The 20,747-nt window shown below is 40.3% G+C and carries 14 protein-coding genes, 2 tRNA genes and 3 rRNA genes; 6 read left to right on the top strand and 13 right to left on the bottom strand.

The window, feature by feature from the left end; translation table 11 throughout:
• Nucleotides 1–47: 47 nt before the first annotated feature.
• From AC4CUY_RS01690 to AC4CUY_RS01680, 3 genes are all read left to right on the top strand, one after another.
• Nucleotides 48–560, top strand: a complete 513-nt coding sequence (locus AC4CUY_RS01690; RefSeq protein WP_336954542.1) for a dihydrofolate reductase — start codon at nucleotides 48–50, stop codon at nucleotides 558–560.
• Between the two features lie 31 nt (nucleotides 561–591).
• Complete coding sequence (locus tag AC4CUY_RS01685; RefSeq protein ID WP_336954541.1) at nucleotides 592–1,653, top strand: Lnb N-terminal periplasmic domain-containing protein; 1,062 nt, start codon at nucleotides 592–594, stop codon at nucleotides 1,651–1,653.
• Nucleotides 1,654–1,730: 77 nt separating this feature from the next.
• Nucleotides 1,731–2,171, top strand: coding sequence for an META domain-containing protein (locus AC4CUY_RS01680; RefSeq protein ID WP_234622392.1), 441 nt, complete (start codon nucleotides 1,731–1,733; stop codon nucleotides 2,169–2,171).
• A 339-nt stretch (nucleotides 2,172–2,510) separates the two neighbouring features.
• On the opposite strand, the gene AC4CUY_RS01675 is transcribed toward AC4CUY_RS01680, so the two are convergent.
• A complete protein-coding gene (locus tag AC4CUY_RS01675; protein WP_483770369.1) occupies nucleotides 2,511–4,523 on the bottom strand; it encodes an Ig-like domain-containing protein in 2,013 nt (670 codons plus the stop codon).
• 142 nt (nucleotides 4,524–4,665) lie between these two features.
• On the opposite strand from AC4CUY_RS01675, the gene AC4CUY_RS01670 reads away from it, so the two are divergent.
• The gene (locus AC4CUY_RS01670) at nucleotides 4,666–6,039 is read left to right on the top strand and encodes a dihydrolipoyl dehydrogenase (protein ID WP_419328697.1); all 1,374 of its coding nucleotides are present in this window, start codon (nucleotides 4,666–4,668) and stop codon (nucleotides 6,037–6,039) included.
• A 139-nt stretch (nucleotides 6,040–6,178) separates the two neighbouring features.
• Here the strand turns inward: AC4CUY_RS01670 and rrf are convergent.
• The 8 genes from rrf to AC4CUY_RS01630 form a co-directional block, all read right to left on the bottom strand.
• Nucleotides 6,179–6,293, bottom strand: a 5S ribosomal RNA gene (gene rrf / locus AC4CUY_RS01665).
• Between the two features lie 167 nt (nucleotides 6,294–6,460).
• Nucleotides 6,461–9,351: ribosomal RNA gene (locus AC4CUY_RS01660) — 23S ribosomal RNA — on the bottom strand.
• Nucleotides 9,352–9,687: 336 nt separating this feature from the next.
• Nucleotides 9,688–9,763: transfer RNA gene (locus AC4CUY_RS01655), tRNA-Ala, on the bottom strand.
• A 44-nt stretch (nucleotides 9,764–9,807) separates the two neighbouring features.
• A tRNA-Ile gene (locus AC4CUY_RS01650) sits at nucleotides 9,808–9,884 on the bottom strand.
• Between the two features lie 59 nt (nucleotides 9,885–9,943).
• Nucleotides 9,944–11,482, bottom strand: a 16S ribosomal RNA gene (locus tag AC4CUY_RS01645).
• Together the 16S, 23S and 5S rRNA genes with 2 tRNA genes alongside form the textbook arrangement of a ribosomal RNA operon.
• Nucleotides 11,483–11,919: 437 nt before the next feature.
• Nucleotides 11,920–13,038: a DUF6670 family protein gene (locus tag AC4CUY_RS01640; RefSeq protein WP_490773587.1), complete on the bottom strand. Its 1,119-nt coding sequence runs from the start codon at nucleotides 13,036–13,038 to the stop codon at nucleotides 11,920–11,922.
• A 34-nt stretch (nucleotides 13,039–13,072) separates the two neighbouring features.
• Entirely contained in the window at nucleotides 13,073–13,900 is an 828-nt protein-coding gene (gene pssA, locus AC4CUY_RS01635) for a CDP-diacylglycerol--serine O-phosphatidyltransferase (protein WP_004717950.1), read from the bottom strand.
• Nucleotides 13,901–14,064: 164 nt separating this feature from the next.
• Entirely contained in the window at nucleotides 14,065–14,922 is an 858-nt protein-coding gene (locus AC4CUY_RS01630; protein WP_490773586.1) for a 23S rRNA (adenine(2030)-N(6))-methyltransferase RlmJ, read from the bottom strand.
• 116 nt (nucleotides 14,923–15,038) lie between these two features.
• Between AC4CUY_RS01630 and AC4CUY_RS01625 the strand changes: the two genes are divergently transcribed.
• Complete coding sequence (locus AC4CUY_RS01625; protein WP_336952146.1) at nucleotides 15,039–15,641, top strand: 2OG-Fe(II) oxygenase; 603 nt, start codon at nucleotides 15,039–15,041, stop codon at nucleotides 15,639–15,641.
• Between the two features lie 104 nt (nucleotides 15,642–15,745).
• Nucleotides 15,746–16,273, top strand: a complete 528-nt coding sequence (locus AC4CUY_RS01620) for a hypothetical protein (RefSeq protein WP_336952147.1) — start codon at nucleotides 15,746–15,748, stop codon at nucleotides 16,271–16,273.
• Between the two features lie 130 nt (nucleotides 16,274–16,403).
• Here AC4CUY_RS01620 and AC4CUY_RS01615 read toward each other — a convergent pair whose 3' ends face one another.
• From AC4CUY_RS01615 to AC4CUY_RS01600, 4 genes are all read right to left on the bottom strand, one after another.
• Nucleotides 16,404–16,658 (bottom strand): DUF2789 family protein, encoded by a 255-nt coding sequence (locus tag AC4CUY_RS01615; protein WP_336952148.1) that lies wholly within the window; start codon nucleotides 16,656–16,658, stop codon nucleotides 16,404–16,406.
• A 232-nt stretch (nucleotides 16,659–16,890) separates the two neighbouring features.
• Complete coding sequence (locus AC4CUY_RS01610) at nucleotides 16,891–17,877, bottom strand: malate dehydrogenase (RefSeq protein WP_004717959.1); 987 nt, start codon at nucleotides 17,875–17,877, stop codon at nucleotides 16,891–16,893.
• Nucleotides 17,878–18,047: 170 nt separating this feature from the next.
• Nucleotides 18,048–18,707 (bottom strand): ribonuclease T2 family protein, encoded by a 660-nt coding sequence (locus tag AC4CUY_RS01605; RefSeq protein ID WP_419358893.1) that lies wholly within the window; start codon nucleotides 18,705–18,707, stop codon nucleotides 18,048–18,050.
• A 38-nt stretch (nucleotides 18,708–18,745) separates the two neighbouring features.
• Nucleotides 18,746–20,719, bottom strand: a complete 1,974-nt coding sequence (locus AC4CUY_RS01600; protein WP_151801732.1) for a lytic transglycosylase domain-containing protein — start codon at nucleotides 20,717–20,719, stop codon at nucleotides 18,746–18,748.
• Nucleotides 20,720–20,747: the final 28 nt, after the last annotated feature.

Below are 20,747 nucleotides of genomic sequence, written 5' to 3'. Positions count from 1 at the left end.
TTGCAATAGGAGGGAAAATTTTCCAATGGATAATAAGCGAATTCATTATGACATTTAAAAACTTTGAAATTGTGCATGTCGTTGCAATGGATCAACAACGCTGCATTGGTAAAGCGAACGATCTTCCATGGCATATTTCAGCAGACCTTAAGCACTTCAAAGAAATCACCCAAGGTGGTGTTGTGGTGATGGGACGTAAAACGCTTGAATCGATGGGACGTGCATTACCTAAACGTGTCAATTGGGTGATTACCCGTGATCAGGATTGGAGTTTTGCTGGAGTTAAAACGGCCCATAGTATAGATGCTGCTTTGGAGCAAGCGATTCCTGATGTATTGGTCTCAGAAAAACCTGCCAGTATCTTTATCATTGGTGGTGGTGAAATTTTTAAACAAACCATGCACATTGCTGATCGTTTAGAGCTCACCCACATTGAACTCGATGTACAAGGTGATGCGTATTATCCAGAAATTCCAGCGGAATTTAAAAAAGTTGCGAGCGAGTCACATGTTGATGACAAAACAGCTATTGCTTTTGAGTTTGCAACATACCGAAAATAGCACTGAACTTTATGAATAAAAATAGTGGCTTATGGATAGCTTAAAAGCAAGATCAATACTGCATACACTTGGAATGGGGATAATCCATTCCTTGTTTAGCTTATTTGTCGTATTGAGCAGCCTGTGGTTTTGTTTCGCAATTTGGATTCAACATCCCTTAGGAAAGATTTTCAGTTATATCATCATCCCTATTTGGATTATTTTTGCACTGAGTATTCTTGGAATCTATTTTACTAAAAATATATTTAGCCGAAAAACTGACAGTTTGATCTATATCATCGCCTTTATTGTCAGCTTAGTCTGGTACTTTAATATTCCTGCGCAACAAGATCGTCAATGGAGTCCAGAAGTTTCCAGAATTTTTACTTACGAGCAGCAAGGTCATCTTGTCACGATTCATAATGTCCGTAACTTTAATTGGCACTCCCCTGATCAATATGACGAACGCTGGGAAACCAGAAGCTACAACTTAGATGAGATTACAGGCGTCAATATCATCACCTCTTATTGGATGGGACCACAGATTGCCCATACCTTGGTTAGCTTTGATTTTTTAAATCAGCGCCCACTCGTTTTTTCCATTGAAATTCGGAAAGAAAAAAATGAAAACTTTTCTGCAATTGGTGGTTTTTTTAGACAGTTTGAGCTAAGTCTAATCGCTGCAGATGAAAAAGATATTGTTTATACACGGAGTAATATTCGAGGTGAGCAGGTTTATTTTTTCCCGATTCAACTACCAAAAGCAGAAACCAAAGCATTGTTTGAAGAGTATCTTTTGAAATCTTCCGCTTTGGCAGAACATCCAAAGTGGTACAACACCCTAACCAGTAACTGTACAACTTTGGTTTTTGATATGGTTCAGGCGATTTCCCCTGAAAAATTACCAACAGATTATCGTTTATTGGCTTCAGGTTATTTACCCAATTATCTTTATGATTTGGGTGCATTAAATCATCAATGGTCAATCAAAGAATGGTATAAAAAAGCACATATCAATCCAAGAACAGCTGAATATGCTCAGTTTAAATATCAAAATAGCGATAACTTTTCTAAAGTGATTCGTTTTGGTTTACCTGATGAACATGCTCAATAATGTATAGCTTTAGTCAGCTCGTCTTTATGGTTTAACTCAATTTTGTTTATATAATCATTAAAATTAGGAGAATACGCATGTTTAAATCCATACTCGCAACCACATTCATCACAGCAACGCTCTTATTTTCTGGATGTGCATCTACACCAAGTGCTGATCAACAAAGCCAAAATTTAAGTTTGTTGCAAAACAAAAATTGGACACTCACGCATATTGGTGCAACAGAATATAAAGCAACACCAAATGCTCACAACGTGCCAAGTATTCAATTTGGTTCAGATTTACGGGTAAGTGGTGCAGATGGTTGTAATCGTATTATGGGTGCATACGCCATCAAAGGACAGCACTTAACCTTAGGGCAACTCGGCTCTACTCGGATGTATTGTCAGGACACTATGAAACTTGCGGCTGACTATACTGAAGCACTCAATAAGGTGAAAGGTTATCAAGTCTATGACAAAACGTTAAAGTTAGTTGATCAATATGGGAATCGTGTTTTGCAATTTACAACGCCATAACATCGTCTAAGCAGTTATTTATATACACAGTTTAAAAGCTTAAAACGTTAGGCTTTTAAACACCTCAGATTATAGAATCCAATATCAACAATGAAATTGAATAAAAATTTTAACTCAATCAATGAAAGACAATAATTTTACTACACACGCTGTCTTATCATTGGGATTAGAATAACAACAACTTAAAATTTGGATATTTCTATGAAATTCATTGGCCTTATCTTGATCTCATGCCTAATTTTATCTGCATGTAGTTCAATGAATGTAAGACCTACGGTTGGGGTAAGTATGGGAACATCTATTAAATAAAAAAACAGCGCCGAAGCGCTGTTTTCCCTATTAATTCAGGCTATTAACCACATTAATTAACGGTTTCGTTATCGTTCCATTAGGTGTTGTTACTGTTATACGAATCTCATCACCTGCAGCACATTTCAGACTACGAACACTGTAAGTGACAATCTTATTATCTTTCTGAGGGAATGTGCCTGGTAAGAGTAAATCCATAATACCTGGAACAGTAAGCGCCCCACCAACAACTTCTGCCTCACAAGTCAAATTATTATCTGTATTATCTTTTGCAGTAGCTGAAATTGTTGTACCTGAAGGCATTGGGACTGTTTTTAAACTATTACCATACATTTGAAAAGTAAAGATTCCAGGTAAAGCTTGAGTCATTGAACTATTCACTCCACTCAGAGCTACAAATGTAGGGGTTTCACTTGAGAAAGCAAAACGTAATTGTTTACGTAATACTGCATCTAGTTGATTATTACACGTACCCTCAATATTTGGCTGAGCGATTGTAGATGGAATACATGTTGCACCTGATGCCCCACGGACATATTTAAATTCACCTTCATCTTTCTGATTATTCTCATTATCATCTAAAAAGAAATCACCAATATTTTGTGTTAATTTATCAATGCCTATCGTATACATATTATCATTATCTACATCCACATATTCTTTATCACCTTCAACAAAAGCTAAAACACTTACTCGACTATCAAGTGGACGCGGATTTTGAGTAGTCAAATTAACCGAACAAACACCATTCGTTGTTGCACAATTTGGAGTAACACTTCCACCTTCCGAAATAAAACTAATTACGGTTCCATCTGGTACAGGGTTACCTACACGATCAGCCATCCGTGCCGTAATTGTTGAAATATCACCATCGCCATCACCAGCTAAAGCTATTTTACTTACAGACAAACTCAAACCATTCTGTGTTACACGACCAGAAGCAACTGCTACTTCTTTAGACAACACAAAAATATTGGTATTACTTGCTAGTGTAGCTTTAATTTCTACTGGTCCAGGTAAGTTACCTGGATAAAGATTTACATTTACTTTACCTGATGCATCACTTTTCACTATTTTGGGAATTCGATTACCATCCGTAACAAAACTTAAATCACTCGGAGCTTTCGTTAATTCTATGTTGACATCTTGGTTCGCTGCAGGCGTACCGTTTGCATACACAGTAAACTCAATTCTTCCAGAAGAAGCTGAACCACTATTTCTAGTGACTAAGTTTACTTTACCAACAGTTGTATAAACTAAAGAATTGGCTGCAATTGCTGCAATTTGTATATCAACAGATTTAGAAACAGAAACATTACTGCCAGTTGCAATAATCTTTTGTCCGCCTTCACACAACTTACCATTTATATCGATTGCTTTATATGTAACAGCAACATCACCTTGATTTGATGAAACCACAGCGTTGTTATCAAAAGTACCGCAACTTGTACTGAAATTCACAGTAATGTTATTTTGATTATTTTTGGTCACTGAGTCTTGTGTTTTAAGCGTTATGATCGTTGAGCCACCAGAATCAAGTGAGGTATTTGCAGCAACCATGTTTTCAAAGGTTATATTTGCAGCTTGTAGAGAATAATTATAAGGCGTTGTTGTCGCAGTTGAATCTTTATGACTCACTGTTGCCGTCAACTGATAACTACCAGTGTCTGTACTATTTTCAGGCTTAACTGAAATACTTGCTTCTCCATCAGCATTGGTTAAAACAGCACCATTTGAAGTACCAAACACCACTCCTGTGCCTTGAAAAGTAACCAATGCTCCACTAATTCCTTTTCCACTAGCATCAGTAACTTTTACTTTTGCTGTAGCACCAGAAACTGTTATTGTGTTTGTAGCTATAGAATCTGTATTCAACAAAGTAATTGGACTAATATTTACAGCTTCAACTGTAGTTCCACCATTACCATTGCCTGTTCCGTTATCATTCTTATCATAATAACCTCCACCGCCCCCACCACAACTCGCTAACAAAATAGAAATTGCAATAGCACTTAACTTTCCAGTAAGTTTTCTAGTATCCATAATTTTACTCAACCTAAGAATCCCCAAAAATTGTTGTAGATTATTTTGAGTGCTATGTAACCATAGTTATCTATATGTGTAAATATGCTATTTCAAAATGTTTTTTAATGTAATTACTATTATTCACAATTAGGTTTATATCATGTACGACATCATCATCATCGGCGCAGGTACAGCAGGTATTAGTGCATATAAAGAAGCAATCAAATATACATCTAACATACTGATTATCAATAAAGGTCCATGGGATACAACCTGTGTCCGTGTTGGCTGTATGCCAAGTAAAGTTCTCATTTCAACTGCAAATCGAATGTATGACATTCAAAATGCCAAAGAAGTCGCTTTAGAGGTAAAAGCAGAGATCGATACACGTCAAGTTATGCAACATGTCAGAAATTTACGTGACCGCTTTGCTCGTGCGACGCTTAAAGATGTAGAAAGTTGGGAAACTGCACATAAAATTGATGGCGAAGCTAAATTTGTAAATGCAAATACGGTTGAGGTCGATGGAAAACATTATCAATCTAAATCATTTATTCTTGCTGTAGGCTCAACACCGACTTATAACCAGGATTGGAAAAATAAAATAGGCAATAAACTGATCACATCGGATGAAGTATTTGAACTTGAGACTTTGCCTAAATCTATTGCCGTAATCGGTAGTGGTGTGATTGCAATTGAAATGGCTCAAGCAATGCATCGCTTAGGCGTAAATACGACTATTTTTGCAAGAAGCAAAAAAGTAGGGGTATTGAGTAGCCCTAATTTACAAGAAATTGCACAAACGGAATTATCCAAAGAACTTAATATAAAATTTGAAGTTTTACCTGATTCAATTCAAGATCTTGAAAATGGTGTTGAAATATCATTTATCGAAAATAATGAGTCTAAATCCATACAGGTTGACTATATTTTAAATGCGACTGGTCGTGCTACAAACTTATCAACCTTATCCCTCGAAAATATTGATCAGGCATTCTCAGATTTAAAACAATTACCGGTTCATCACAACACTAAACAATTGGCTGATTTTCCAATATTTATTATTGGTGATGCTTTCACTCAAACACCTTTACAACATGAGGCTGCGAATGAAGGAAGAAATGTCATTTCAAGTTGTTTAAATTTCCCCAATGTATACAACTTAAATAACCTATCACCTTTAGGTATCGTGTTCTGTAGTCCTGAAATGGGAATTGCTGGTCAAAGCTTTGCCTCACTATCAAAATCAAACATAGATTTTATTACAGGTTTTGCTTCTTATGAAAAGCAAGGTCGTGCATTGGTTTTAGGTAAAAATAAAGGTGCTGCTGAAGTTTATGTAGATCAGCAAAGCAGAAAACTCTTAGGTGCTGAACTTTTTGTTGAATCTGCTGAACATATGACTCACTTACTCTCTTGGATCATTTCCGAAGAACTAACAATTGATGAAGTATTAGCAAAACCTTTTTATCATCCAACTTTGGAAGAAGGCTTAAGAACAGCATTAAAACATGCACGAAGACAACTTAAATAACGCTTTTACCTGAAGCTCTATTTTGAAGAATAGAGCTTTTATATTTTCTTCCAAACATTTCTATTTCATTATGCCACTAAACAGCGCACATAAAAAAACACCCCGTTCTCGTTAGAGACCGGGGTGTTTTAGATTTAAAAGCTGGCGATGACTTACTCTCACATGGGTAACCCCACACTACCATCAGCGCTAAGAGGTTTCACTTCTGAGTTCGGGAAGGGATCAGGTGGTTCACTCTTGCTATTGTCGCCAGCAAACTGTTATGGACTTGTTCGGGTCTTATTTAAATGCCTTACTTCGTACCAAATGAGTTTAACAGAACATTTGAGTTGAATATTTTAACTAGCTTTACAACTAAATCAAGTATGTTTGATCTTTTATGAATCAAATGATGCTTCGTATACAACTGCTTGGGTGTTGTATAGTCAAGCCTCACGAGCAATTAGTATTGGTCAGCTTCATGCGTCACCGCACTTCCACATCCAACCTATCAACGTCGTAGTCTTCAACGGCTCTTTAGAGGACATAAAGTCCTAGGGAAATCTTATCTTGAGGTAGGCTTCCCGCTTAGATGCTTTCAGCGGTTATCCCTTCCGAACATAGCTACCCGGCGATGCGACTGGCGTCACAACCGGTACACCAGAGGTTCGTCCACTCTGGTCCTCTCGTACTAGGAGCAGATCCTCTCAAATTTCCAACGCCCACGGTAGATAGGGACCGAACTGTCTCACGACGTTCTAAACCCAGCTCGCGTACCTCTTTAAATGGCGAACAGCCATACCCTTGGGACCTGCTTCAGCCCCAGGATGAGATGAGCCGACATCGAGGTGCCAAACACCGCCGTCGATATGAACTCTTGGGCGGTATCAGCCTGTTATCCCCAGAGTACCTTTTATCCGTTGAGCGATGGCCCTTCCATACAGAACCACCGGATCACTAAGACCTACTTTCGTACCTGCTCGACTTGTGGGTCTCGCAGTTAAGCGCGCTTTTGCCTTTATACTCTACGCGTGATTTCCGACCACGCTGAGCGCACCTTCGTACTCCTCCGTTACTCTTTAGGAGGAGACCGCCCCAGTCAAACTACCCACCAGACATGGTCCTCGTCCCGGATAACGGGACAGAGTTAGAACCTCAATATTACCAGGGTGGTATTTCAAGGATGGCTCCATAGCAACTGGCGTCACTACTTCAAAGCCTCCCACCTATCCTACACAAGTAAGATCAAAGTTCAATGTCAAGCTGCAGTAAAGGTTCACGGGGTCTTTCCGTCTAGCCGCGGGTACACCGCATCTTCACGGCGAATTCGATTTCACTGAGTCTCTGCTGGAGACAGCGCCCCCATCATTATGCCATTCGTGCAGGTCGGAACTTACCCGACAAGGAATTTCGCTACCTTAGGACCGTTATAGTTACGGCCGCCGTTTACTGGGGCTTCGATCAAGAGCTTCGCTTACGCTAACCCCATCAATTAACCTTCCAGCACCGGGCAGGCATCACACCCTATACGTCCACTTTCGTGTTTGCAGAGTGCTATGTTTTTAATAAACAGTTGCAGGGGCCTGGTTTCTGTGGCTGCCAATAGCTCAAGGAGCAAGTCCTATCACCGTCAGCAGCGTACCTTCTCCCGAAGTTACGGTACCATTTTGCCTAGTTCCTTCAGCAGAGTTCTCTCAAGCGCTTTGGTCTACTCGACCTGACCACCTGTGTCGGTTTCGGGTACGATTCCTGTGTAACTGAAGCTTAGAGACTTTTCCTGGAAGCATAGTATCAGCCACTTCGCTAGTAAACTAGCTTGCTATCAGCTCTCAGCATAGAGCACCCCGGATTTGCCTAAGATGCATGCCTACTGCCTTTCACCTGGACAACCAACGCCAGGCTGACTTAACTTTCTCCGTCCTCTCATCGCATTACACAGAAGTATTGGAATATTAACCAATTTCCCATCGACTACGCCTCTCGGCCTCGCCTTAGGGGTCGACTCACCCAGCCCCGATTAACGTTGGACTGGAACCCTTGGTCTTTCAGCGTGCGAGTTTTTCACTCGCATTGTCGTTACTCACGTCAGCATTCGCACTTCTGATACCTCCAGCATACTTCTCAATACACCTTCATCGGCTTACAGAACGCTCCCCTACCACGTATACTAAGTATACATCCGCAGCTTCGGCATATAGTTTTAGCCCCGTTACATCTTCCGCGCAGGCCGACTCGACTAGTGAGCTATTACGCTTTCTTTAAAGGGTGGCTGCTTCTAAGCCAACCTCCTAGCTGTCTATGCCTTCCCACATCGTTTCCCACTTAACTATAATTTTGGGGCCTTAGCTGGCGGTCTGGATTGTTTTCCTCTTGACTACGGACGTTAGCACCCGCAGTCTGTCTCCCGGATAGTACTCATAGGTATTCGGAGTTTGCATCGGTTTGGTAAGTCGGGATGACCCCCTAGCCGAAACAGTGCTCTACCCCCTATGGTATTCGTCCGAGGCGCTACCTAAATAGCTTTCGGGGAGAACCAGCTATCACCGAGTTTGATTAGCCTTTCACCCCTATCCACAAGTCATCCCCTGGCTTTTCAACGACAGTGGGTTCGGTCCTCCAGTTAGTGTTACCCAACCTTCAACCTGCTCATGGATAGATCACCCGGTTTCGGGTCTATACCCAGCAACTAAACGCCCTATTAAGACTCGATTTCTCTACGGCTCCCCTATACGGTTAACCTTGCTACTGAATATAAGTCGCTGACCCATTATACAAAAGGTACGCAGTCACCGAACAAGTCGGCTCCCACTGCTTGTATGCATGCGGTTTCAGGATCTATTTCACTCCCCTCACAGGGGTTCTTTTCGCCTTTCCCTCACGGTACTGGTTCACTATCGGTCAGTCAGGAGTATTTAGCCTTGGAGGATGGTCCCCCCATATTCAGACAAGGTTTCACGTGCCTCGCCCTACTCGTCATCATTATATGTGCCCTTTCGTGTACGGGACTATCACCCTCTACGGTAGCACTTCCCAGAGCTTTCCGCTAAAACACATATAACTTAATGGGCTGATCCCCGTTCGCTCGCCGCTACTGAGGGAATCTCAATTGATTTCTTTTCCTAAGGGTACTGAGATGTTTCACTTCCCCTCGTTCGCCTCGCATGACTATGTATTCATCATGCGATACCTACCTTATGGTAAGTGGGTTTCCCCATTCAGAAATCTCCGGATCACAGGATATTTGCCGCCTCCCCGAAGCTTATCGCAGGCTATTACGTCTTTCATCGCCTCTGACTGCCAAGGCATCCACCACATGCACTTAATTACTTGACTATACAACCCCAAACAGTCGCTAATCCCTACAAGGAGGATCAACAATGTGGATTCAACCACTTCTATTTGTTGCCTGTGAATTTAATCACTATACAGCTTCAATTTAATTCATATACCAAAACGCTTGATTCAGTTTTATCGCTAGTTCTCATTTCATTCAATATTAACAATTGCTTGCTAACATCAACTAAAACGAGTTAAACAATTATTTCAACTCAAATATATTCTGTTAATGATTCACTACCGCCTCGTCAGCGAGTAGTTAACTGTGATAAATCACAGAACTTAATAAGCTATCGGCTTACTAAGTTCTGTAATCACTTAGTCTGTAATTAGTGGTGGAGACTAACGGAGTCGAACCGTTGACCTCCTGCGTGCAAAGCAGGCGCTCTACCAACTAAGCTAAGTCCCCAGCTTAAGATCTTAATATATCTGCTCTTCTGTGTTCAGTAGACTTGGTGGGTCTGACAAGACTTGAACTTGTGACCCCACGCTTATCAAGCGTGTGCTCTAACCAACTGAGCTACAGACCCTCAGATACATCAATGAAGAACAACTTGTTGTGGATTCTTACCAATCGTCAATCTTTCGTTAAGGAGGTGATCCAGCCGCAGGTTCCCCTACGGCTACCTTGTTACGACTTCACCCCAGTCATCGGCCACACCGTGGTAAGCGTCCTCCTTACGGTTAGACTACCTACTTCTGGTGCAACAAACTCCCATGGTGTGACGGGCGGTGTGTACAAGGCCCGGGAACGTATTCACCGCGGCATTCTGATCCGCGATTACTAGCGATTCCGACTTCATGGAGTCGAGTTGCAGACTCCAATCCGGACTACGATCGGCTTTTTGAGATTAGCATCCTATCGCTAGGTAGCAACCCTTTGTACCGACCATTGTAGCACGTGTGTAGCCCTGGTCGTAAGGGCCATGATGACTTGACGTCGTCCCCGCCTTCCTCCAGTTTGTCACTGGCAGTATCCTTAAAGTTCCCACCCGAAGTGCTGGCAAATAAGGAAAAGGGTTGCGCTCGTTGCGGGACTTAACCCAACATCTCACGACACGAGCTGACGACAGCCATGCAGCACCTGTATGTAAGTTCCCGAAGGCACCAATCCATCTCTGGAAAGTTCTTACTATGTCAAGACCAGGTAAGGTTCTTCGCGTTGCATCGAATTAAACCACATGCTCCACCGCTTGTGCGGGCCCCCGTCAATTCATTTGAGTTTTAGTCTTGCGACCGTACTCCCCAGGCGGTCTACTTATCGCGTTAGCTGCGCCACTAAAGCCTCAAAGGCCCCAACGGCTAGTAGACATCGTTTACGGCATGGACTACCAGGGTATCTAATCCTGTTTGCTCCCCATGCTTTCGTACCTCAGCGTCAGTATTAGGCCAGATGGCTGCCTTCGCCATCGGTATTCCTCCAGATCTCTACGCATTTCACCGCTACACCTGGAATTCTACCATCCTCTCCCATACTCTAGCTTCCCAGTATCGAATGCAATTCCCAAGTTAAGCTCGGGGATTTCACATCCGACTTAAAAAGCCGCCTACGCACGCTTTACGCCCAGTAAATCCGATTAACGCTCGCACCCTCTGTATTACCGCGGCTGCTGGCACAGAGTTAGCCGGTGCTTATTCTGCGAGTAACGTCCACTCATCCTAGGTATTAACTAGAAGAGCCTCCTCCTCGCTTAAAGTGCTTTACAACCATAAGGCCTTCTTCACACACGCGGCATGGCTGGATCAGGGTTCCCCCCATTGTCCAATATTCCCCACTGCTGCCTCCCGTAGGAGTCTGGGCCGTGTCTCAGTCCCAGTGTGGCGGATCATCCTCTCAGACCCGCTACAGATCGTCGCCTTGGTAGGCCTTTACCCCACCAACTAGCTAATCCGACTTAGGCTCATCTATTAACGCAAGGTCACAAGTGATCCCCTGCTTTCCCCCGTAGGGCGTATGCGGTATTAGCATCCCTTTCGAGATGTTGTCCCCCATTAATAGGCAGATTCCTAAGTATTACTCACCCGTCCGCCGCTAGGTCAATTACCGAAGCAATCTCCCCCGCTCGACTTGCATGTGTTAAGCCTGCCGCCAGCGTTCAATCTGAGCCATGATCAAACTCTTCAGTTAAAAATCATTAGTGACTTAAGGTCACAATTCTGGCTCATCAATGTACTGACAAATTCTCTCAAATAAACTTCGAGTAATTTAAACCAATCAATCAATGATAATATTTCGATCAATCAATCAGTAAAAATCCACACAAGTTGTTCTTCATATTCTCTTAATGATCTTCTCAATGCTTCGTCAGCATCAAGCTAGGTCGGCTATACTACTCTCTATCTCTAAAAAGTCAATCTATAATGTTAATTATTTTTTCTAACAAACCCAACCCTAACCTCATCTTAAAATCTCAATTCGAAATCTTAACAACTTAATCAAGTGCCTGATTTATCAGAAGTTTTATTTAACATCACCGCCGATGGATGTGCATTCTACAGCATTAACAACTCAACACAACCCCTTTTTTTAATTATTTTTCATTTTTTCTATCACTTGCTTATTTATTATTCTAAATTGATCTTTTTTTTGTTTTTTGAGCTATTTTTAAGCATTATCAGCACTGGATTGCTCGATTTGTTTGATAACTTATTGTCTTTGTCTATTTCCTGCCATTTTAAAGGACGACAATCTATATATTCACAGTAACCACTCTCACCTTGATAATATTCTTCATTGAGATGTAATTGATAAAAAAAACTTCCAACATAACCCGCGGCTAAACCAAATTTATAATCCCCACGACTTTGTGCTTGAATATCAATTTTGGTATTTTCATCTTGATATTGCCATTCGAACTCGCGTGGTAAATACATCTCCTGATGATTTACTGTTGTGACTTTAGGGAACACACGGTGAATATTGAAACAGACCTGTCGATCAAGCATTTTTGTTTCATTGTTTTGAATATCTCGAATATAGATACGTGAATGTAAAATATTATTCATCTGATCACGACTATGCATAAAAATAATCTGTAATTCATCATTCACTTGAATCAATTGATATGTATATAGTGCATAAGGTAGATAAGGGAAATTTACTGTTTTCATATATTCAAAAACAGCATTTTGTTCAATTTCATAATTTTGATCTTTGTATTGAATTGTCCCTTTACAGTGCGCAACCAAAGACCAGTGCTGCGCAAATCCAAATTTCAAATGAATAAAATGAGAAATTAAAGGCAATGTCGTAATACTTAAATTCACACTCAATTCGTCATCTAGTCTTTGAAAAGTAAAATGAGGAACTTTTCCAAACACTTTTTCTTTTTGACCAAACGCATAGGTTACATTGCAATTTTCATCGGTGTGAAATTGGCATTCATGCTGAATTGAGTATGAGCTTAGCTGCCCCACCATATGAGGGCTAGAGCTGACCAGCAGGGTTGCTGTATCTAAAGCAGTTGTCGAGATTTCATTGTTATTGCAAAAAACAGGACTATTGGGCTGTCCAATCAAACTAAAAAAATTGAGGTAATGCAATGGTGCAGGTAGATCGGCAAGCACTAATTTTTGATGAATAATTTTATACCTGTCTTGAGGGGGATGACAGCAAAGTTCTATAGGCGTTTGAGCTTGATTCAGCTGTTTAGACTGATCTAAGAAATCTTGAAACAACCGCATATCAAGCCCCCTTACCCTTTTATCTTTTTACACTTTATTCAACAGTATTCTTTCTCGCTAAGAATGTTGTCACAAAACCAGAAATCGCATAGATAATCGAAATGACTAAAATCCCTACAGGAATATTATAAGTGATTGCTGCAAGGATAAAAACTGCTATAGGCAATACAAAGAATGGAACACGTTTGCGGTCTACAGTTTTAAAAGAATAATATTTGATATTTGAAATCATCAACAAACCTACTGCAATGATAACAAATGCATTGGTCGCTTGAATCGCAACATCTTTTAAATCAAAAATATAGGTAAAATCTTGTCCAACCCATACCCATGCAATAATAATAATCGCTGCTAATGGGCTTGCGACACCAATGAAATAACGCTTATCGACCACACCAATTTGTACATTAAAGCGTGCTAAACGAAATGCAGCACATGCGGTATAAACAAAACAAGCAGCCAAGCCAATCCGCCCTAGATCATGCAAACTCCAGCTATACATTAAAATCGCAGGGGCAACACCAAATGCCAACAAATCTGAAAGTGAATCGAATTGTTCACCAAAAGCACTTTGTGCACCAATTGCACGAGCAACACGACCATCCAAACCATCAAATAGTGCTGCAAGGAATATTGCATAAACAGCTTGAGTGAAGTCACCATTCATACTAGCAATAATCGAATAAAAGCCAGATAACAACGCAGAAGTTGTAATCAGGTTTGGCCACAAATAGATTCCGCGACGTTTGACCTTCTGCCCTTCATGGGTATGCTCTTCTTCTTCCACTTCAAAAGTAATGCCATCAAATCCATGGTCTTGATTAGAAGAGTTTGGGCTTTCTGGTTTATTTATATTTGTCATTTTTTGAATCCTATCTATGGCTCTGATAGAGCTGTTGATATCTCACTTAAATATTTTATCACATTCATTTTTAAGTGAAATTGATGTGAATTACTCAATTTATTTCGTCTTAATTTGTAATTCACACCATCGTTCATGTTTCTGTTGATATCCAATCGAATGGATCATTCACCCACTAACCAGCGAACAGCAGCATGTCCACCATTTTCACTCATACGTAAATGTGGGAACAACCATTGCAATGCCTCATCAGCATCGTTAGAGAATTTCCAAGGTGGGTTAATCACCAACAAACCACAACCATTCAACCCAACTGGTGTGTCATCTGGCCAAACACAAACTTCACAGACCAACTGACGGCGAATCCCTGTTTTCATCATTTTCTTTTCAAAACGATCAATCATGGCACGGTCTTTAATTGGATACCAAATTGCAAATACACCTGTTGGCCATTTTTTATGTGCAGTGGCAATCAACTCGACCAGTTGCGGAAAGTCCTTACGTTCTAATTCATAAGGAGGATCGATCATCACCAAACCACGTTTTTCTTTGGGTGGAATAACCCCCAAAAGGCCTTCATAAGCATCACGCTCATGTAAACCCGCGCGTTTATCACGAATATTAAAATACAATTGTTGAAACACATCACGCTGCATTTCAAAAATAGTCGCTTTATCAATATCACGCATGCCTTCAAGCGCAAACCAAGGTGAACCTGGATAAGCACCTTTACCTGAACCTGCACGCATATCTTCAACAATTTTAAGATATTGTTTTACACCATCAGGCGCATTACGTTTAATCGACTCATCAAGCTTAACCAGACGATGAATACCGGTTAAGAATTCTCCTGATTTTTGTGCTTCAGAAGTAGATAAATCATATTTACCTGCACCACCATGTGTATCTATATAGCGATATGGTTTGTCTTTAGTATTTAGACGTGTCAAAAGTTGCAGCAATAACACATGTTTCATGACATCGGCAAAGTTGCCTGCATGGAAATGGTGACGGTAATTCATGTTTCGATTAATTCCTGAGTTCAATAATCATTTTAACACGAAAAAATATTTCTTCACTGTCCATCGTTTGTTCTAATATAACAACATATCTTTATTGCACTATTTTTTGGTAATTTATGGAAGCCCTGCTACTCCCAAAGTCATGGAATGTTGATCAAATTCTTGATGATTTAGATCAACATGGATTTACCATCATTGATAATGCTTACTCCGCTGAATACGGACTTGAACTGGTTGCAGAATGTACTTCAAATTTAAATCGCTTTCGTGAAGCAGCAATTCAAAATGGTGTGATCAGCAATATTCGCAGCGACCATATCTTGTGGATCAATGAAGAGCTTACGATCGCACAACAACATATTGATGCACTTAAACAACTCTCGCAAATTTTAAACTACTCATTTTATTTAGGCATTCAGGATGTAGAAGCACATTTTGCCTGCTATAACGCTGGGGAATTCTATGCACTTCATCGTGATAATCCACAAGGTAAAAATGGCCGTATGATTTCTACGGTGTATTATTTACACCAAGAATGGCAGGATGACTGGGGTGGAAAGTTACACTTACAGGATAAAAATAATGTGTGGCATATTATAGAACCCCAGCCTAATCGTATTGCTATGTTCCAAAGTGATTTATTACATGAAGTGCTAGAAGCCAAACATCAGCGATTATCAATTACCGCATGGCTAAGAAGTGACAATACAGTGTTGTAATATACTCAGTTTTCGAATTTGCAATGCTGTATCTCTATGCGCCAAGCTTTAAATTATTGAAATAGGCCTCATAATACTCTTCATAAATTCAGAGGATTCAGCACATGTTTGATAATACAAAACAAATCATCTCGCGTATTGGGGAAACAGATCAATTGTATTTGTCAGGCAATACACCTGAACTTGCACTTGAACGTGGGGACTTACGCTTACAGCTGGTCACTAAAAGTCATTCAAAGCAGGAACAAATCCATTTTTTGCAAGAAGCAATTGTGTTGCTTGAAACTGCACGATTTGAATATGAAGAAATGCCAATGTCAGTGTACATTCAGCTTTCTTTGCATTTGGCCAAAGCCTATATGATTTACTTTGAATTGACTAAAGAATCACGTTATGCATTGATTACTCAGCAGATATTAAAACCACTGGCGCAACATCATCATGCTGATATTTACTTTATGTTGGCTTATGCATCTGTGAGTAAAAATGAATTTGCATTGACTCGTCACTGGCTGAGTAAATATATCAAGACTACTGATTTTGATTTAACATTACTGCAACAACATACTGCATTTAGACCTGTTCGCAATGAGACATGGTTTAGTCAAATGATTCAGTCTAAATTGCATTGATCAGCAGTATTATGCCCATTCAAAATGACACTATTTTTTATTGATTTTGATCAATACTAATTTGATCGATGCGAAATAGAAAAGATGGCCATTTGGCCATCTTTTTGTTGCTCTGGGGAAAACTAAATCATTAAGCTGTTAACTTATACGCATCTAGATGCAATTGTTGGTTTAACTCATCAATCCAAATCGCCCAATCATCATCTTGTACCAAATGACTAATTAACAAGTCACGCTGAGATCTATTCCAAAATGGCGCTTCATGTAATGAAAGATTTGCTGGCAATTGATGAGTGCGTACATATAGCTCAATTGCTGCTGGACTATTTGCCAAACCAAGTTGAGAAAATAGTAATTCTAAGGATGGTGTGTTCGTCCTGATCATATTGCCTCCTTATATAAATTTATTTGTCATGTTTTATTCAATTAACTTATAAGAAAATAATTTTAAAAGATAGTCTAGATTTTATTTTTCTTGTTTCAATTTGTGATTAAAAAACAAACAAAAGTTGGCTTAAGTTAAATTATCGATTCTCAGAATGTTTGACTTGAATCTAAAAAAAGCACCCTAAATAGAGTGCTTTTTCAAATTTAATCTTTAAAAGATTAAGTTTTAATTATTTAAGCATATCAGCAATAGCTGCGCGCTCTTCTTCAAGCTCTTGAAGTGTTTTGTCCATACGTTCACGGCTGAATGCATCAATTTCTAAGCCTTCAACACGTGTGTATTCGCCATTTTCACAAATCACAGGAACACCGTACATCACACCTTCAGGAATTCCATAAGATCCATCAGAAGGAATACCCATTGTTACCCACTCGCCATTGGTGCCAAGCGCCCAATCACGCATATGGTCGATCGCAGCATTTGCAGCTGAAGCAGCTGAAGAAAGACCACGCGCTTCAATGATTGCAGCACCACGTTTACCAACAGTTGGAAGGAATACATTTGCGTTCCAATCAGCATCGTTGATTTTGTCTTTTAAGCTTACGCCATTTGCAGTTGCAAAACGGTAGTCCGCATACATTGTTGGAGAGTGGTTACCCCAAACTGTAAGATTTTTGATATCCGCTACAGCAACACCTGCTTTTTGAGCAATTTGAGTCAACGCACGGTTATGGTCAAGACGCAACATTGCTGTGAAGTTCTTCGCTGGAAGATCAGGAGCAGATTTCATTGCGATATAAGCATTTGTATTTGCAGGGTTACCTACAACAAGTACTTTAACGTCACGGCTCGCAACTTCGTTAAGTGCTTGACCTTGACCAATGAAGATTTCACCGTTCACTTTTAACAAGTCAGCACGCTCCATACCAGGACCGCGTGGACGTGAACCAACCAATAACGCGTAGTCAGCATCTTTAAATGCAACTTTTGGATCATCAGTACCGATCATGCCAGCCAATAATGGGAAAGCACAGTCATCTAATTCCATCATTACGCCTTTAAGCGCAGCTTGAGCTTTCTCAAATGGAACTTCTAACAATTGCAAAATAACGGGTTGGTCTTTACCAAGCATTTCACCGCTAGCGATACGGAATAATAAGCTGTAACCGATTTGACCAGCTGCGCCAGTAACGGCAACGCGAACAGGTTGCTTCATGTAATTATCTCCAATGAGGATCGTTAATGTGATTAAACGGTTAAATCCGTTTTAATCGAATTATCATAAACGGCAAAGATTGTACTCCAATCCTTTAACAGTTGCATGTAAAAGAGAATGCTTTTCAACAAAAGTATGATAGGAAATATAAATAAAATACCTCAGAAGAATTAATAAGTCCCTTTGATTGAGAATGTATTTGGGCAGTTTGAAACAATGTGATTTGAACATTGTTTATACTGACCATTGACCCGATAACACACTTGAACCTCGGTTAATACAGGGTTTGATGATGAACTTTGACAAGTAAAACGGATACTATCGTTATTCATTCCCGGGTTTAATCTAACGAATTGAGTTTTTAACGCATTATGTTGTACATTCTTATTTTCAGAGCTGGTTAAATCTGTAGGAATCTTCAAACGATCTGCTAAATTAATCACTGTTCTAAAATATTGACTCGCGTTCATTGGAACACAGCCACCCACACTACGCCACAATTGAATACGCGCATTTTCCTCAGGCATTACCCGTGCAACGACCTTGGCTTGTAGAGGCGTTAAACTTGCAGATGTATTGGTGGTGCAATTTCGCTCTGTCGTTTCAGGCAATAAACCTGTGATTGTTAATGAATAACCTTCGAGACATTTGCGTTGTTTTTGTTTAGAGGAATCTAATGCACATACAGCAGGTGTCATCTGGACTTGCATGACATAGCCTTGTAATTGCGGTGCAGCATGTAACTGCATATTGAGCCCAAAAAATCCCACAAAGCATAAGGTCCATGCTAAGCAAAATTCTTTCAATTTACGCAAAATTTTGAAAATCATTGATTTACCAACAAAGTTTCATCCAAGTCTAAATAGTTTTATTGTGAAACACGGGTTGGAATAACAGGCATACGACTTTCAATCGCTTGAGGCCCTTGTCCCAACAATATTCCATAATGTGCTGCATTGGTCATCACATTTTTTACATAGTCACGTGTTTCATTCAGAGGAATAGATTCCGTATATTGATCAGCTGAAAGATTTTGATAATCTGGCTGCCAACGTTTCGCACGATTTGGCCCAGCATTATATCCTGCTGTTGCCAAGACAGGGTTACTGCTTAATTGACCATGAATCATGGACAGATAGAAAGTACCATAGCGAATATTGGTATTGGCATCACTGAGTGCAGCAGGATTATAAGTTTCACCCATTTGTTTTGCCACCAACTTTGCAGTGCCTGGCATGATTTGCATCAAACCACCTGCACCAACATGTGAGCGAGCAGCAGTCACAAAACGACTTTCTTGGCGCATTAAACCATAGGCCCAAGCTGGATCAATACCCGCATTACGGCTATGACTTACCACCAACGACTGATGAGGTGTGGCATAACGATAAACATAGTTATGCTTTTTCTCAGTACGTTCTGCTGCGTAAATTGCACGATCATACCAACCCATATCAGTTGCACGTTTTGCGGCAGCAAGCAGCAGCCCATCATCATGTTTTAAGTATGCCTGACGTACCGCCCAGTTCCATTCCCTATTGGTATATGTTGCAGGCGCATTAATATTTCGCAAAGTAAATGCACGACGGAAATGAATATCACTATTTAAGCGTTGCTGATCATCAGTTGAAGGCTGTTCTCTGGCAGGGCTATCATTATATTTTTGCCCCAAATGATCTTTGGCAAGCAAATTATGATAATCATCACCCGACATTGCCAATCGTTGATAGATATCTTTGGCGGTTCTTTTAGATTGTGCATCATTGCGTTGTTCTGAAGCACGTGCCAACCAATATTGCCAACGGTCTTCTTGCTTTTGTGTCACACTCATACTGTCTATTGCACGAATTACACTTTCCCAAGCCCCAAATCGAATGGCTTGTCGTGCGTAAACTTCTGCTTCTTCTGCACTGAATGGCACACCATAGCTTGCATCAAAATTTTGCAGTACTTCACGATTAAAATTATTTTTCATAACGGTCGTTCCGCCGATATAACCGACAGTACGATAAATATATTTTTGTACATCCGCTGGTACACCCTGAACCAACTTAGGTACTGACTGCAAAGCGCTGGTTAAATCCGTATCTGCTGCACGACCCAGTGCATAAACCAAATAAGCATAATCTTCTACATTGTTTTTTGGTGCAGACCATAAATAATTTAATGGATTGGCTTGGATTTGGTTCAATTGGGTTAATGATAAATTAACCCCAATCGTTTGTGCGGTAGCGATAGCTAGACCAGACTGCCCTGCTCTCAGTTGTGCATATAATCGTTGTTGACGATCTTGAGCAGTCATGAGTGGGCTGCTAAGCATCATGCGGCCTAAACCATTGCATGATTCAGGTTGAGAATTGGTTGCCAACCAAACATCTTTAAATTCAGCATAGACCAAAACGTCACCAGTTTTCGCACGAACTTGAGCAACAGCACAACGTTCTGCTTGATCTGGATTAGAGACATATTGCAATACAGGCTGCGCACTGGCGTAATCTGCTTGTTTAACCTTTTCTTCGACATAATCCGCAGCTAACTTTTCCGCCATCGCCGATTGAGGATAACGTTGCGCAAAGCTAATGATATTTGCAGAAGGTTGAAAAGCGAGATTTGAATTCAGTGACCAATACTCAGGATAATAGCCCAAAGCATCATTTTGCATTGAAGAACGGTATTGTTCTAAAGCGCTTGGATTATTTGCATTACGTAAAGCATCATTAAACTGCTCTTCAGCAGCATGAGCCACTTGCAGGCTTGTACATGCAACTGTTCCTAAAAGGTAAAGTTTTAATTTATTTTGCTTAAGTTGCTGCTTTAACACCGTTTTTCTCTCAACCTGCATGATGTGCCTTTAACATACTGATGCACTT

It is taken from the genome of Acinetobacter sp. 778_lipA, assembly GCF_058242985.1.
This window is presented reverse-complemented; position numbering and strand designations above follow the sequence as displayed.